Genomic DNA, 15,058 nt, shown 5'->3' with positions numbered 1-15,058 from the left:
TGTCTCCGATCCAAAAATCAATTTGAACCCATAATCCGTGACAGGATCAATGTAAATAGGTGTTGTTAGCATGGCTTATTATAAATGGTTAAGCAACAAATATAATAAAACAACATAATAAAAACTAATAATTTTAGCATTAAAATTTGTATAAGCAAATGTTTTACATAGCACAACAGTCCCCAAAGTCACAGAACGATATAAAAACCGATGAATACTCACGTATCATTTAATCAAACAGTTTTAATATGTAATAGACAAATACGGGTTCCTTCTGAAATATAATACTTGCCAATTTGACCCTTTCTGACCTCTTTCCTGCCAGGAACAACAAAAAATCCCCCATAACCGACATTAAGTCTGAAGCAACCCGATGTACGTTTGTCTCAACCGCATATGAGTCTATCGCAAACGCAACTGCTTTTATCCCAAACTAGAATAAGTGTATCACAAACGCAACCAAGTCTGTCTCAAACGTAGTCAAGTTTATCGTCAACTTGCATCTGACACCCCAACCGCATATCAATCTGAAACAGCCGCGACTGCTTTTGTCACAACCGCAACCAAAGTTGCTCCAAACGCATCCAAGTTTATAACAAACGCATATCAGTTTATCACAAACTAGGTTCCGGTTACGACAGACTTACATCAGGTTATGACAAATTTTTCAGCATCTGCCCTTATTTCGGCCCTCTCCCATAGCCTTCAAAAGGTCCTCTTCGAAGTAAACATCCGTCCCGTTCAAGCGCATAGGCTTGAGCAATCCCAAGCGTACATCCCGCTTATAGGTGCTTTCGCTCATACCCAATTTGTCAGTGACCCACGTATCATTTAATAAAAGTAGTTTTAAAAAAATATTTCATCTCGTTATTGGTGGTTATCGTCACCTTCTTTCAAAAATGAATACTTTCGTTCCCAGAGATTCTTTAACCGCTTATACTCCTCCGGATGTTGCTTTGTGAGGTGATACCCATCGCAATACACACAGAAATATACAAAACGAATCTTAGGCCTACCATGACCACGCTTTCTACTATTTGCTCGCCGTTGAAAACGCTTATATTTCCATTTGAGCCAATACATGAAAAAAGTAGCTTCCGCTTGACTATTAAATTTCACTTTCCCTGTACCACGGCATTTACTCCGTTCGATACTATCGATATCGACCTGATACATCAAAGCATCCAGCGACTGTTGTTTTCTTCTTATCCTCATCGCTTATCTCCTTTATCTATCTCTATTTTCACATAATTTAAAATCCAAGGTTTAATGCTCTTCGACCGCTCTCTGGACAAGATAAAATCCTGCGGAATAGGTTTTTCCACCGAAATAATTAAAATCCCTCCCTTCACTTGCCTACAGCGCGAAATCAGATGTCCACCGATGCAATGTTTTCTATCGACAATTCTATAATGTCCCCTCAAGTTCCTTTCCGCCATTTTCAGCGATTCTTCTTTCGTTATAATCAAAGTAGGATCATCTTTCATGTTACACCAAACCTGTTTATCTTTAAAAAAGAAAATCCCAAAATTTTTAATTTCCATCGACTCAATAGCCTTTGTCCCATTAAATTCATATTTATCCTGCATGAAAGGCCCGGCATTAAATTTCTCTCTTTTTCTATCTTTATTATCCTGTGTATCTATCTGATCCGAGTCCGACGTAGTCAACTTTGCAAGCTGCTCCTCCACACGTACAATCAAAGCCCTCGATGATTCCGACTGTTCTACCAGAGAAGCATACGTTCTTTCCAGTATACCATATTTTTCGTCCAACTTCCGTTTTCGTTTCTTTATCACAGTACTGTATCTTGCCTGTCTTTCGAGCAGATTATAAGCATTGTACAACATACCGCATAAATTAGTCACCAACAGCACTAATGCCACCACGAAAAGATTTGTCTGGATGAACTTCGATTCACGCATCTGCAAAGGAGAGAAATACGATAGAAGCGCATAAACCATCGTAAAGAAAAAACAAGGTAATACCCAACACATAACCGCCTGATACACGATACGAACCCCCATCATTTTGTCCCAACGAACTTCGCGATCCAACACAGCATTGATCCAGAACAGATATCGGGTAACAACGTAAGATCCAAAAACAAAAAGGCCCAATATCTTGAAGAATGGTACATCCATCATCCATGCAGAGAATCCTCCTTGATAACCATAAAAACACAATGTTCCAGAAAAAAAAGCAATCAACAGCCCCTGTACCGCCCAGTGACGATACCGCTGTCCGTATGAACGAGCCTTTAACCTACGCTTTGTTGCTTGTTTTTCCGTATTCATAATTTAATACTACCTGGTCAGCCTTCCACCTAAAAATAGATTCAGGAAAAGGAAAGATTAATTTACGAAAAAAACCGATCTCAATAATTCTTTTTTTATAGACAAAAATAAATCATGCTTTTCTATCCCAAAATTTAACGCTTCAAACCACAAATCCGACAGTTCATCCGCAAAAATGCCTCTTCGTTAAAAAAAGAAAACCAACATCTAACTTTCCCTCAGCAACTTACTAAATTTACATAGATAACTAGCCTACCCAAATGAAAACGACATCTTACAACCAATGGCTTATAAGGGGCCTTATTATTATTACCGCTTATCAGTTATGCTGGAGTGGAGGTCGGCTCATTTCGCAGCTAATTGATCAGACCCTACCAGCTATCTACCCCATAAACGACCGGCTAAGCTCTCTAGGAAATCTATTGTTAGGCCTGCTTCTTACTATGCTTATCTTTATCGTGTTTTTCCTTGGTTACATCCTCATTATTTTCGCGACAAGACGAACGAGCATGTTTTTTGAACAGCTACACGCAATCCTTTACCGGCAGAACGAGCAAGGCGTCTACCATCCCTACTTATCACCTCGTAACCTGCTCTTGCTTTTATCTTCTTCAATAGGCACCTATTACATGCTATTTATCCATGACAGGACCTCCGGGATACTTTACTGGACGGCCTGCCTCTTAGTCATTGCGCTGTTGATCCAAAAGGAGCGCAAGTCTTCTTCAACCTTCGTTATGATTAGCCTTTTGGCTGTTTATCTTTTCTTTTGCACTGTCAAGCTAAACATGCTCATCGAATATCGGCTTCTCTATGACTCCGCCACAATTATTCTATCCCATATTCTTGCTATTGTTTTTACCGGCATACTGATTATACGGTTTTGGAGAAAAATACCAAATGGTATCCAGAAGCTATCATGGCGCATCAACTTAGTTATCTTGCTGAGTATACCCACTATTTTCTACTTCAGAACAGCATTAACAGTTATCAACTGCGAATTTTGGACAAACCGCCCCGGCGAAAATTATAAAGCAGTAGTACAAGAGAAATGTCCAGTCTACCAAAACACATACGATCTATACATCAGCTATCACGACGGCAAAAAAACAAAGAGTACATTGCTGACCGTACATCCCAAATTATACGCGAAAGTAAAACGAGGTGATACCATTTCTATGCACCTACATGGCGGTAGTCTAGGTTGGCCATGGTACCACGACCATATTAGCAAACGTTATTATGAATAATGCGTTAAACATATTATTTGATACCGTTTCAACCTGCAACAAACAAGTACAGAGGGACGAAGAAGCCATTTTTAAAAGTGCTCTACAAGAAGCTTGTGCCCAGACGTTCTTAGAAATAAATAACATTTATCGCAACTACAGCAGTTTTGATATGGCTAACAAAGCGATCCAGCATTGCCACAAGTTACTAGTACAGTTCCATGATTCGATAATATCTGATACAGACATCCCCCCATTATTGCCTGAGACCGTTGGCCAACTACTGAACAGATTTGAACAGTCCTTTCACGAGCATCTACTTGCTGGCAGCCCACTACGGCAAGACATTCAAGACACACTCTACCAAGAAACCATTCAAAGGCTCACCTATATACAAGATGGCCTGCAACAAAAAAACATAGCCTCCTGTTATCTTTCCGAGCTCTTTACAGCAATAGAGAGCCTTTTCCGTAAAGGCAAACTCCCTTCACTACATTACCATCACCGGCACTATCTCGATCGGTTTCTATATGCGCTGGAAGAACTTGCAGCCGATCAGCGGAAGAAAAACTGGACATACCGGTTCATACAGACTCTTCTCAACTACAATTTCAACTATATGGGGATGATCAACCGATGGCAGCAACAACAGGAATCGACACTCACAAAGATGCTCGATTATGCGAGCCAAGAGTTCTATATCCTCCAACAAGAAGACAAACTGCGGCTTCATAGTCACAATAAAAATTATGTTTTCGATCTGGATCGTCCCTCGTTGGCAAAACATATGAAGGACTATCTAAAGCGGAAGAAGAGCCGATTGAAAAAACAAAGCGAATCTCAGCCGATAGCCGATACAGAAGTCTTGTTAAGTAACCTCAATGCCGATGAGCTGACAATTCTTTTCCATTATAGCCATAAAGTTCAACTCTTCCAATATTCCACCAAAAGAGAGGCTGCCAAAGCTTTTTCGCAGTATGTAAAAAGTAAAACCAACAGAAACATTTCGTGTAAAACATTAGAAAAATTTGACAAGGTCGATTTAGAGATCGCAGCCATCGTGATCCGTAAAAAACTAAAAGAAATGGCCAACCTACTGGAAAAAGATTTCAAAACCTTCTAATAGGAACCAGCCCCCGACACATTTCAACCATAAATGGCTATAAAAACATAGGACAGATCTACCAACCTCAAAAAAGAGGGGGAGATCCCTTTTCTCCCCCTTTGCATACTGTCAAGAAAACCAATCTTTCAGTGTCTTATACCTCTGTTATAATACAATCAGCTCATCTTTACACAGCACATTTTTTTTGCACAGCAATCTCTTTTCACCTTCAAAGCATCTGTTTAAATCAAAAAAAACGATACGGCTTAAAAATCTGTCATCCCCACGCTCACCTGTTTTTTGAACGAACTTTAACCTAAAGCAAAAGAGCAGAGGTCGTATAGACACTGAAATAGGAAATCAAAAACAACACAGATCATGAAAGCAGAAGCAATACATCCAATCACAAAAAATTACATGCATACCGTGGTGTATAGCTTTATCCTTCTCTGGAGCTATGCGGCGATCAGCAAACTCGCCCACTGGGAATTAAGCCGCGCAGAGATGCACAAGCAGCTATTCCCCTCGTATATAGCAAGCATACTATTCTGGCTCATTCCATTGCTAGAACTGGGGCTAGTCTATCTGCTGCTTATTCCCAAAAACAAACTGTGGGGAATACGCTTTTCCATCGCTCTTCTTTCTCTATTCAGCCTTTACCTGCTGACAGGCATAACACGGCTGTTCGGAAAAAATCCATGCATCTGTGCAGGTATCCTTCCCCAGCGCAGTGCAGGCGAGCACATCCTTTTCAACATTCTATTTATCATCTTAGGTATATCCATTTTGGTATTGGCCCATAAAAGCAGGGCGGGAAAAGACGTCGTTTCCGAACCAAGCAGAAAGGAGGATAATATCTCATCGTGATTTATCTTCAAGGGACAAGGTCTACCCCATCAAGGATTCCCTTTCCGGTAAACACCTTTGGAATACCGGCAGGCAGGTCATGCAATGGACCTGAGGAAATCAAAGCACGCTAACCATTAAATAATTTCAATTATGAGAAATCTATTTAAAAAATTTGACAGATTTGGTCTGTTGGCATTTGCAGCAGCGGGTGTATTTGCTATTTCTTGGAATACGCCAGAGAGCAGCACCATTGCCTCTACAACAGGCTGGTACAGTATCAGTGTAAACCCGTCAGACCAAAACAACAAATCCTCACAACAGATTGATGCTTTCGTAAGTTCGTCTGCACCATCTGGCAACTGTAACGTGTCGAACCCAGATAAACCATGCCAGGTTCACTTAGATTTGACAAACTTCAGTTCTGCAACCCCAATTGAGGATATGACTGTCCAACAAGCGCTTAATGCCGGAGCTAGCATTACCAGTGGTGGCACTGCTTCCCCAGACGGTTACGCGAGAGAAGAGGAGTAATCAACCAACAGTATAATAACAGGGCTGTATCAAAGAGATGGGGGAGACTATGCGCCTCCCCCATCTTTATGGATTCTGTTCAATCCCTGAGAGCGTTATTACCTCATCCGGGATTCTCCACACATACCGATCACTATTCGGTGCCAACGTATAAACCGTTCCATCAATCTCGCGTGAAAGCGTAACAGCATGAACACCCTCTTTATTAAACCGTCTCAGATCAGACCAACGTTGCCCTTGAAAAGCCAACTCCCTTCTTCTCTCCATTATCACAGTTGCCACCGCCTCTTCTATACTTGCAAAGGAAAATCTGTTCACGGTAGCATCCGTACTAAAGCGCGAACGCTGCAAACTAAATAAGAGTGCTGAAGCCTCTTCCAAACGATTGGTTCGAGCAAGACACTCCGCTTTCAACAGTAAAGCATCCGGAATACTGAGACCTAAAAAATATTGGTTCATTCCAAGGTAAGACCCTCGATAGTAAATATTACCCTGCGAATGTTTCAGATAATACACCGTTTTTCTCAGGTCATTTATTTCGTAAAGACCAAGGAGATCTTCTTCAACATTCATCCGGGTGGAATTCATTATGGTAAAGTTCGCCACATAGCAGAAAAACAACATTTCAGTATTAGTGGCGCCATAATCTGCGGAAAAGGGATAAGTAGCTGTCTTGCTCAGCCCATTGAAATCAATGAGAAGAAGTGGTAAATCACCCATAGCGTCGAGCTGCACCAACCCTTTATCATAGTTTTCCATATCGATATAAACCTTTGCAAGGAGGAGGCGTGCAGCATTTTCCGTGGGTCGGCTCTTTGCTGCCGCATTTGCAGGAAGGAGCTCAACTGCATCCAACAGATCATCCATAATCTGCTGATAAGTTTGCCTAAGCGATGACCGAACAGATCGGATAGTCACATCCGCTTCTAAACGTAAAGGTAACCCAAAATCTTCATCTGCGGTTGCGGGGCTATACATCTTGCAGAACTGCTGAACCAAAAGATAGTGGTTCCAAGCTCGGTAAAAGAGTGCCGAGCCCTTCACATTATTCCAAGCATCTATCTGAGCACTTGGAGCTGAGATCCCATTAATTCCTTCCAATGCGATATTTGCATACAGAATCTTTTTATAACCTTCGTCCCAATCATTCCCCGACTCACCCTGATACACATCCGCCGCCCAGATATATGCATTTTTCTGTTGGATACGATTGTTTGTTACAGGAACAGCGTTCCAGACCGCAGATGTAATCCGATATTCCTCTCCGGCAATAAAATTTAAGGAAATCGGAGGAAGCGAATTCATCGCTCCAGCCGCATTATCCAATAAAGCTTGAAAATCTTCAATTGTCGATGGATTCGCTATACTTGCACTGCTTTTCACATCCAGAAAGCCCTTAGAACATCCAGAAGTAATCAGCAGCAAACATACAAGCAACCATTTATTTGTCTTTGTCATGCTATTAGAGATTAAGATTTAAAGAAAGCGAATAAGTCCGCGGTGAAACAGACCATGCATCTACCGCATCCGGATCGATTCCCAGTCTGTTCTTTTTCCAGAGCAGTCCAACATTATTGACATGAAGCCCCAACGATAAGCCTCTTAAGCGGAGCTGACGAAGTAACACCTCCGTGAAGGTATAAGAGAGCGTAATATCCTTCAACCTTAAATGATCACCTTGCTCGATAAGAGCAGTACTGTAAACATAAGCCGATCTAGCACCGGCATAATTGCTTACCTCATTCATAGTGACAGCAGCTGGAACATTTGTAAACAGCTCATCGCCGGGCTTTTCCCATCGCTTTAAATAATCCCGGTGATAGATATTAGAATATTCGTCACCCTGTCCCATACTCGCCCTCCGAAATACATACCCCGCCTTCCATGACAACATAGCAGTAATCTCAAATGATCCATATCGAAATGCATTTCTCCAAGTTGCGTAATGTGTGGGGACAGACACTCCCGCGTTAGCCAACATATCTTTCGTAAGGTAATATTGATAATACGTATTATAATCCTGGCTACTCTCACCGTCCATGTAGATAATAGGCTGTCCAGTCTCAGCATTTAATCCATTCCAGGGTATCGCATATATAGCATCTCTAGACACGCCCTTTGCAGGAGGAGAAGGCGCATTAAAAAAATTATAAAGTTCCAAATTATCATCCGTACGGTAATTCTGAACAGCATTGCGAACCAGGCTATAGTTAAATCCGCTCGTCCAGCCCCAGTTATGCCATTTTTTCTTCAAAACAAGAGCCATGTCCAAACCTTTGGAACGGATATCAGCGTAATTAATCTTATAGTTTCCTGTAACACCGGTTGTCGGATCCATATAGTCGTCACCGATCAGATCTGTCCCATCCTTCATATAATAGTCTACATTCCCTCTCAAGACATTATCAAATAAACCGAAATCCAGGCCAAAATTGAAGGTACTCACTTTTTCCCAACGCAGCGATGGATTACCCACACTAAGGAGTGTGGCGTCCGTCAAACCTAGGAAACTCGTGCCATATTGCACCGTTGGGTAATGGGTCACCGTTTTGTTCACATTTCCAGCCACACCATAAGTTATCCGCAATCTGGCGTAAGGCAGGAAACCTCCCAAACGATAAAAAGACTCTTGGCTCACATCCCAACTCACTCCCGAAGACCAAAGTGGCACTCCTTTTTGGTTGGCCTTTACGCCAAAAAGATTTGATCCGTCCCATCTTAAACTACCATTGAATACATAGCGATTCCTAAAAGAGTAACCTACATTACCAAAATAAGACAAGTCCCGGTTTATGCCCAAGGCATGCCTGTTAGATGCCGAGGGGATATAGCGCGTTGCGCCATTAGGTCTAGTCGTATAAAGTTGTGAAAAATTATATTGATTGGAACCAGTAAGGTACTCATCGTTATAATTATAAAGAATAGATCCTGGGAAAACCTCGTTCTGTGCATGCCTCATTTCAAGCCCTGCAAGAGCCGTGAGTCGATGAGCACCTTTCCATAATGCATCGTAATCGAACTGACTGCGGCCATAATGAGAGATTCCTTCACCAGGATTACCACTTGACAAGATCCCATTGTAAGGAATTACCATTGATCCGTCAGCCTGTGTAAAACGATTGACCAGATCCCGCACATAATAACTATCCTTAAGGTAGTGCGTGCTGCTCCCGTTTTTATTTCTTGTAAGCTGGTAATTTGTACTTAACGAAAGACCCCCCACCAGTTTGATCTTCACCTCTGCACCGAAGCGAATCTCGTTTGACCATGACCGATTATCTGATAGATTGCGGTCAGCAAGCGGTCTATAGAGCCAGTCCAACAGGCCATTTTTGGAAGCTTGTTCCGCATAACTATAACGTATACCAGAGACTACAGCAGCAGGTCCATCTTCTCCCATCAGCCTGTAATAAGAAGAAACAGGAAAACTCGTATTGGTTGCAAGATCGTCTATATCGATTCCGTTCGATGTAGCATCCTGTTCAACATAAGCTAGTCCAAGACCAATATCCAAAAAATTAAACGGACGATAATCATTACGAAAATTAAGATTCAATCGCCTATTGTGGTCACCAATGACAGATTGGTAAGCCTTCATATATCCAAAAGAAGCCTGAAAGCTATTTCTGTCGTTACCACCTGCCATTCCAAGGTTGTACTGACTATTTCTTTCTCCACGGTACAAATATTTTTCTGCCTCGCGCCTTATGTCAGCCGCTAAAAACCTTTGTTCGTAAATCTGCAGTTCATCAGCAGTAATTAGCTCTTGCTCAGCTTGTTTCAAGAGATCAACGTAAAGAGGTATAGCGGTTTCATTATTAAACGAATAGCTTCCCTCCAAATATTTCTTCTTTTCTATTTCCATCTGTGCGGAAGAAGGCAAAAAAGAACTACCATAATCTAGTGTCACCTTTTCTCCCATTAACTGCACCTGATTAAAGTTAAGACGCATCTTTCCATCTCTGCCTCCCTTTTTCGTCGTTATGACAATCACTCCATTACCGGCCCTTGCACCCCAGATACTAGCGGCAGCAGCGTCTTTCAGCACAGAAATATTTTCAATGTCATTGGGATCAAGATTGTTTATATCCCCTTCGTAGGGAAAATTGTCCAATACGATCAGCGGCGTTGCATCAGATTCGATCGTCGAAAGCCCCCTTATACGGATATCCTCTTTGGAAGCCCCATTTGTATTCACAAATTGAAGCCCTGGCGCCAGCCCCTCTAGACGCGAAATAATATTCGAAGCGGGATTCCTGCTCAGATCACTGTTATCGATCAGAGAGAAAGAACCTGCTGCACGTTCCCTTGACATCAGATAATATCCTGTATTAATATTGACCTCCTCAATCTGGAGGCTATTGCTTTCAAGCAGCACAATCAACTCAGCCAAATTGTCTATAGGCAACATCCTTTTTTTATAACCGGTAGCGGTTACGATAAGGGTATCAGCAAGATTACAGTTCAACCGAAAATACCCCATCATATCGGCATGCACAACCGGTTCCTTACCTGCAATACGCACCGTTGCCGAACCAACCGCTTCTCCAGAAGAATTATCCAGTACACGTCCAGAAAGCTGCTGCCCTTTTAAATTGGAAGCAAGCGCAGCGTAAATTAACAAAAAGAGCATTATTCGCATCAGATCTTTCCTCCCTTCCGCTTTTTATCATGTTCGGTACCATTTATTTTAGATCTCAGCTTGACATCCTCACCGGCAAGCAGTTTTCTAAGCATCACAGCATTAAGATCTTCTGTATAGGGCATACCATACAGTCGGCCATCCTTTAGTATAAGCAGACCACCATATTGCCGTACCCTATAAAAAAAAGCGTTCAACAATCGCGTCTGCTCCCCGTAAAGCACTGGAAAACCCCAATCTCTCGCCTTCAAAAAATCTTGAATCCGGTCAGGACTGTCAACATACACAGAGAGCAACGGAATATCAATTTTCTCTTCCTGCCTTATCTGGTTAAAATATTCCATAGCCCTTATACATGGTCCACAGGCTACTGACCAAAATTTCAGCAAAACAAATGGTCGGTCTCTATATTCTGCTAATGTGATATTTGTTCGTCCCGATGCATGGTTATATACCGGAATTGGGAGCTGCCAGAATAACGGGGGCAACGAATCCCCCAATACGACTTCTGGAATGCCAGAAACATCCACATCCAAAAATACGATATCGGCTCGTCCATCTATAGCAAGAGTATCGATTTCGTATTCTTTCTTTGTAGAAACATATCCATACAACGATAAACGGATCTTTCCCACAATCTCTGATAATCCCTGTAGTTCAAAATAACCATTCTGATCTGTATAAGTCTCTTTGCCCGACATAACATCGACAACTTGTACAGCCTCCATTGGAAGAAGCGTAAGCGCATTTTTCACCCTTCCGTTGATTCCATATACAGTCCGAACAGCATGCCCATTTGCCCCGCTGTCCTTGCGGGGCTCCTGAGCTTGCAACTGATTACTAAACAACAAAACGGTTAAAACTATCAGCAGTAGGCACACCACTGTAGATCGTTGAAATATTAAAAACTGGAGCGAATGCAGGAGATTCTTCGGGTATCCATTTCTTCGAAGGTTCTTCGGGTACGCTTCGACACTTGTTCGTACCTCCTTCGAGGCTTGTTCGACTGTTCTTCGAGTCCAGCTCGAAGCGAGTCGAACAGCTCCCGAACAGTAGTCGAAGAAACCATGAGCAAAATCCCTTATTTTTACGAAAAAAGGCGAGCCAATTTCGGTTCCTTTTAAGTACCCGTAAAGTACCCTTCTAGTTCCAGTTAAGTACTTTTCGCTTAGTACTACATCAGTACTTGAACAGTACTTAACAGGTACTTGAGAAATGAGGGGTACCTGAATTGGAATTATCTTCCGCAGATCCCTCTTTTTTTGCTGAATATTTTGCGAATCGAAGCACCGGAAATAAAGTGTTCGGCTTCGGTTGTTCTTGGATTTGAATAGATGGGATAGCCATTCCAAGACATGCAGTCCTCTCCCACCCTCATAAAAATTCTTCATTTTTTAAGGTTTTATGCGATTTGGCATAAGCAGAGATAAAAGGGCTGCAGCTTCCTTTAAACCAGCGTACTTAGTGCCGCATCGCGGTTAGTAAATAAATTTGATAGAGACTACGTAACAAGGAAATTCAGATCAGATAATCGGTTTTATATAACGTAATGCCCTAAACGGTCTGCAAGTGAACCGACCACAGCGTATAAAAAATACAGCTGTACATTAGGAAAAATGGCAGAAAATGCTAATTTTAGGGTTGCGAATCTACAAATTAGACTGTCCATCGTACCAAAATCCTGCTACAGGCTTTTATAAGGTGGTCGGTCAGCAGACGGATGGTATGCAGAAGTGGCACTTCACCATAAATGGAGCAGCCTCTTCCGCATTAATACCCGTCTGTTTCCTATAGATTCGCCTTAAGCCGGCGAGCGGATAATATTTTTGACAAGCAGTTTACACGGATAACAAGGTGTAGCATCGCTTAGCGATTGCAATCCTGTGTTGTTGGTGTTGGTTAGTAAGAGTGACCTCATAAGCTACTTTATTTTGTGGTTAAAAAGATTCGGAGCAAATAGAGGAGGCTGTTGATATAAAGAAGCAAGCTCCACTACTGTCCACCGCTAACGAGGCACGACGAAGAGCCTAGAACGCGATTTCGAATAGGGAGCTTGCCCCTTCTTTCTGCAAACTTACAAAAAGCATGGGGGTTCGCAAACCCTACGTCTCGCGTTCATTGAAAATTCGTCGTTTTCGTTAACGAGACTCAATCAGAAAACTGATTTAAACAAATATAAAAATAAAAAATAAAAAAGTGAAACAAATATTTCAGATTAAAACAAATGACTGATTACAAGACTATTAAAATTAAAGAAATTAAACAAATATTAACGTCCTTAATTCAGCAGCGTCTAGTATCTGATGAAGAGAAGCGATTTCTGCAACAAAAAATAAATGATACAATCGGAACTAGTGCTCAGAGTTTTTCTGCTATAAAATTCTTAATTGTAGCAAAATTGATCAAAATTGATATTGATGACCTCTGTGAAAATGTGTTTCATGATCATAAATGGAAAAAATTAGATTGGAGTACTTTCGGCACCAATCATCTAAAGACATTTCTGACTCCATTTACTTTTAGTCAAAATTCTATTGCAGAATATGCAGGCATAGAGAAAGCGAGACTCAGTAGAGTGATGAATGGCCTCTTGGAAACACTTTACCCGCATGAAGTTTATGGCTTAGCAAAAGCTTTTGACTTAAATCCCAGCGAACTTTTCGATTACTTTTACGGAAATGGAGAGAAGCCTTTGGTCGGTTTATAAAGGCAAATACTCTACATAAAAAAAAGCTGGCTAAGATTTTAGATACTACGGTGGGCTATCTGTTGGGAGAAAACGAACAGGCAGACCTGTTTAAAGACCCTGCTATGCTCAAACGGTTTCTGGATATTGCAATGCTCCCCGAAAAGGAAAAGGAATGCCTGCTCACTACCGTTGACCATTTCATAAAGGCAAGTAAGTCAGGGCTTTTTCTATTTATAATCTGCTACAACTTCTGTTTGGCTATCTTATACTTCAACTGATAAGACTGCGGTATTTTACTAAAGCCTATCTTATCTATACTATCTACAAAAGATAAATAATCACTAGCTTCCCAAGCCTTTGATGCAACTTCTAATATCTGCTTTTGCATTAACTCAGATGTGTAATGATTATCTTCTGATATTTTAAACTTTATAAAATCGTCAATATCCCCTTTCAATAGTGCAATTCCTTCTTTGGTTTCAAAAAGCGTAGAAAGGTTTTGGACAAAAATTTCCGGAGTTACCTGTTCAACTGACAATGAAGAATTTAAAAGTTCTCTAACTGCATTATTTCTCAATTCATATAATGATTTTCCTTTCCTTCCAATTGATATATAGCAAGATTTTTCACAATCATTATAAACGATATTTATTTCAATAACAGAAGATTGAAATCGAAGAATATTTTTAAACTCTTCTGCTATCTCAACCCCATACTTTTGAAGTACCGGAAAAAGCTGTGTTTTTACAAGTGTGTTAAATTCCATAAACTAAATTATTTAATTGGTGGTAACCAAGCTCGTTGACTTGGGGTTATAAATCCAACCACGACTTTGTAATGTAAATCTTTCTGCGTTTAAGAAACCGCCTGTTGACCTTAATGCTCCATTTGGATGAACGAATGTTTCGTATATCGGTTTGCCTAACCCCATTTCTCTACGTAATGCTCCATAATTAGCTTTCCAATTTAATGCAGGTGTTCCCTTGTTAGGAAGGTGCAACATATAATCCCCTGTTCTCCAACCATGCGTAGTAGTAGTTGTCTTCTCTCCCCACTTAAATAAATTCAATCCACCTTATGTTCCCGTCTTAGCGGCAACTCTATTTTTATACAAATTCTTCTTTCAACCCATCTATGAATTCTTTGAAACCCTTAGCTATAAAATGTAAATTAGAATCATCTGCATCAGAAGAGACATTATAATTTACTTCATTTTCGTGATCCCAAAAATAAATATACCCTTCATCATTTTTATGGCATGAAATGCAAATCAAATTTCCCCCTGGATCGTGAGCAATTGGCAGTATATGGTCAGGAAGACGTTTTTCCTATAATTTGTATATCTGAATATACTTTTTCAAATTGCCATATTCTCCCTCATATATCGCTAAGAACCAGTCAATACACGATTCTGTGATTTTTCCATTCGCATTAAAACTAAAAATATTTGGCTCACAACGTCCTCCATTATATTTAAGCAGATGCTCTTTATACTCCCTTGGAAAATTTAATCCAACAAATTCTTCAATTTCTTCAATTTGAAAAAGGTTTAGTGGAGTCTCTGTTTGTAAGAATACAGCCATGTTTATGTTCTTTTATTTGTTAAGACATTCAGTGCCGGAGATGTTTCACATTTTTAGAGTCTTCTAATACACCATTCAATAAGTATAATCTGTCCGGAAATCTTGTTCTGCCACCGATATTGATTGCAGCTTT

Annotated in this window: 14 protein-coding genes and 1 pseudogene; 6 read left to right on the top strand and 9 right to left on the bottom strand. The window is 40.8% G+C overall.

Annotated elements, in window-relative coordinates:
- Window positions 1-667 precede the first annotated feature (667 nt).
- The 3 genes from ACSZOX_RS12980 to ACSZOX_RS12970 all read right to left on the bottom strand — a co-directional run bounded on the left by ACSZOX_RS12980 (window position 668) and on the right by ACSZOX_RS12970 (window position 2,297).
- Window positions 668-802: a hypothetical protein gene (locus tag ACSZOX_RS12980; protein WP_437920429.1), complete on the bottom strand. Its 135-nt coding sequence runs from the start codon at window positions 800-802 to the stop codon at window positions 668-670.
- A 65-nt stretch (window positions 803-867) separates the two neighbouring features.
- Window positions 868-1,215, bottom strand: coding sequence for a hypothetical protein (locus ACSZOX_RS12975; RefSeq protein ID WP_437920428.1), 348 nt, complete (start codon window positions 1,213-1,215; stop codon window positions 868-870).
- Complete coding sequence (locus ACSZOX_RS12970) at window positions 1,212-2,297, bottom strand: hypothetical protein (protein WP_437920427.1); 1,086 nt, start codon at window positions 2,295-2,297, stop codon at window positions 1,212-1,214. The genes ACSZOX_RS12975 and ACSZOX_RS12970 overlap by 4 nt, the downstream gene beginning before the upstream one ends.
- Before the next feature lie 260 nt (window positions 2,298-2,557).
- Between ACSZOX_RS12970 and ACSZOX_RS12965 the strand changes: the two genes are divergently transcribed.
- From ACSZOX_RS12965 to ACSZOX_RS12950, 4 genes are all read left to right on the top strand, one after another.
- Complete coding sequence (locus tag ACSZOX_RS12965; protein WP_437920426.1) at window positions 2,558-3,547, top strand: hypothetical protein; 990 nt, start codon at window positions 2,558-2,560, stop codon at window positions 3,545-3,547.
- On the top strand, window positions 3,540-4,649 hold the full coding sequence (locus ACSZOX_RS12960) for a hypothetical protein (protein ID WP_437920425.1): 1,110 nt from the start codon (window positions 3,540-3,542) through the stop codon (window positions 4,647-4,649). Before ACSZOX_RS12965 ends, ACSZOX_RS12960 begins: the two co-directional genes overlap by 8 nt.
- Before the next feature lie 360 nt (window positions 4,650-5,009).
- A complete protein-coding gene (locus ACSZOX_RS12955) occupies window positions 5,010-5,498 on the top strand; it encodes a MauE/DoxX family redox-associated membrane protein (RefSeq protein WP_437920424.1) in 489 nt (162 codons plus the stop codon).
- Between the two features lie 132 nt (window positions 5,499-5,630).
- Entirely contained in the window at window positions 5,631-6,011 is a 381-nt protein-coding gene (locus ACSZOX_RS12950; RefSeq protein ID WP_437920423.1) for a hypothetical protein, read from the top strand.
- A gap of 66 nt (window positions 6,012-6,077) precedes the next feature.
- Here ACSZOX_RS12950 and ACSZOX_RS12945 read toward each other — a convergent pair whose 3' ends face one another.
- Genes ACSZOX_RS12945 through ACSZOX_RS12935 form a run of 3 tightly spaced genes read right to left on the bottom strand, consistent with a single transcriptional unit; the run spans window position 6,078 to window position 12,044 of the window.
- Window positions 6,078-7,469, bottom strand: coding sequence for a RagB/SusD family nutrient uptake outer membrane protein (locus ACSZOX_RS12945; protein ID WP_437920422.1), 1,392 nt, complete (start codon window positions 7,467-7,469; stop codon window positions 6,078-6,080).
- Window positions 7,470-7,473: 4 nt separating this feature from the next.
- The gene (locus ACSZOX_RS12940) at window positions 7,474-10,653 is read right to left on the bottom strand and encodes a SusC/RagA family TonB-linked outer membrane protein (RefSeq protein ID WP_437920419.1); all 3,180 of its coding nucleotides are present in this window, start codon (window positions 10,651-10,653) and stop codon (window positions 7,474-7,476) included.
- Complete coding sequence (locus tag ACSZOX_RS12935; protein ID WP_437920418.1) at window positions 10,653-12,044, bottom strand: redoxin domain-containing protein; 1,392 nt, start codon at window positions 12,042-12,044, stop codon at window positions 10,653-10,655. The genes ACSZOX_RS12940 and ACSZOX_RS12935 overlap by 1 nt, the downstream gene beginning before the upstream one ends.
- A 235-nt stretch (window positions 12,045-12,279) precedes the next feature.
- On the opposite strand from ACSZOX_RS12935, the gene ACSZOX_RS12930 reads away from it, so the two are divergent.
- The gene (locus ACSZOX_RS12930) at window positions 12,280-12,447 is read left to right on the top strand and encodes a hypothetical protein (RefSeq protein ID WP_437920417.1); all 168 of its coding nucleotides are present in this window, start codon (window positions 12,280-12,282) and stop codon (window positions 12,445-12,447) included.
- A 430-nt stretch (window positions 12,448-12,877) separates the two neighbouring features.
- Window positions 12,878-13,360, top strand: a complete 483-nt coding sequence (locus ACSZOX_RS12925) for a helix-turn-helix domain-containing protein (RefSeq protein WP_437920416.1) — start codon at window positions 12,878-12,880, stop codon at window positions 13,358-13,360.
- A 223-nt stretch (window positions 13,361-13,583) separates the two neighbouring features.
- Here the strand turns inward: ACSZOX_RS12925 and ACSZOX_RS12920 are convergent, their stop codons facing one another.
- The 3 genes and pseudogenes from ACSZOX_RS12920 to ACSZOX_RS12910 all read right to left on the bottom strand — a co-directional run bounded on the left by ACSZOX_RS12920 (window position 13,584) and on the right by ACSZOX_RS12910 (window position 14,925).
- On the bottom strand, window positions 13,584-14,108 hold the full coding sequence (locus tag ACSZOX_RS12920; protein WP_437920415.1) for a hypothetical protein: 525 nt from the start codon (window positions 14,106-14,108) through the stop codon (window positions 13,584-13,586).
- A 12-nt stretch (window positions 14,109-14,120) separates the two neighbouring features.
- Window positions 14,121-14,411, bottom strand: a complete 291-nt coding sequence (locus ACSZOX_RS12915) for a hypothetical protein (RefSeq protein ID WP_437920414.1) — start codon at window positions 14,409-14,411, stop codon at window positions 14,121-14,123.
- Between the two features lie 37 nt (window positions 14,412-14,448).
- Window positions 14,449-14,925 (bottom strand): annotated as a pseudogene (locus tag ACSZOX_RS12910) (SMI1/KNR4 family protein).
- Window positions 14,926-15,058 lie beyond the last annotated feature (133 nt).

Source organism: Sphingobacterium sp. LRF_L2, assembly GCF_965644235.1.
Lineage (GTDB): Bacteria > Bacteroidota > Bacteroidia > Sphingobacteriales > Sphingobacteriaceae > Sphingobacterium.
This window is presented reverse-complemented; position numbering and strand designations above follow the sequence as displayed.

Coding starts and splice junctions, on each gene's coding strand:
- ACSZOX_RS12980 (WP_437920429.1), bottom strand. CDS start 802: ATGAGCGAAAGCACCTATAAGCGGGATGTACGCTTGGGATTGCTCAAG.
- ACSZOX_RS12975 (WP_437920428.1), bottom strand. CDS start 1,215: ATGAGGATAAGAAGAAAACAACAGTCGCTGGATGCTTTGATGTATCAG.
- ACSZOX_RS12970 (WP_437920427.1), bottom strand. CDS start 2,297: ATGAATACGGAAAAACAAGCAACAAAGCGTAGGTTAAAGGCTCGTTCA.
- ACSZOX_RS12965 (WP_437920426.1), top strand. CDS start 2,558: ATGAAAACGACATCTTACAACCAATGGCTTATAAGGGGCCTTATTATT.
- ACSZOX_RS12960 (WP_437920425.1), top strand. CDS start 3,540: ATGAATAATGCGTTAAACATATTATTTGATACCGTTTCAACCTGCAAC.
- ACSZOX_RS12955 (WP_437920424.1), top strand. CDS start 5,010: ATGAAAGCAGAAGCAATACATCCAATCACAAAAAATTACATGCATACC.
- ACSZOX_RS12950 (WP_437920423.1), top strand. CDS start 5,631: ATGAGAAATCTATTTAAAAAATTTGACAGATTTGGTCTGTTGGCATTT.
- ACSZOX_RS12945 (WP_437920422.1), bottom strand. CDS start 7,469: ATGACAAAGACAAATAAATGGTTGCTTGTATGTTTGCTGCTGATTACT.
- ACSZOX_RS12940 (WP_437920419.1), bottom strand. CDS start 10,653: ATGCGAATAATGCTCTTTTTGTTAATTTACGCTGCGCTTGCTTCCAAT.
- ACSZOX_RS12935 (WP_437920418.1), bottom strand. CDS start 12,044: ATGAAGAATTTTTATGAGGGTGGGAGAGGACTGCATGTCTTGGAATGG.
- ACSZOX_RS12930 (WP_437920417.1), top strand. CDS start 12,280: ATGCTAATTTTAGGGTTGCGAATCTACAAATTAGACTGTCCATCGTAC.
- ACSZOX_RS12925 (WP_437920416.1), top strand. CDS start 12,878: ATGACTGATTACAAGACTATTAAAATTAAAGAAATTAAACAAATATTA.
- ACSZOX_RS12920 (WP_437920415.1), bottom strand. CDS start 14,108: ATGGAATTTAACACACTTGTAAAAACACAGCTTTTTCCGGTACTTCAA.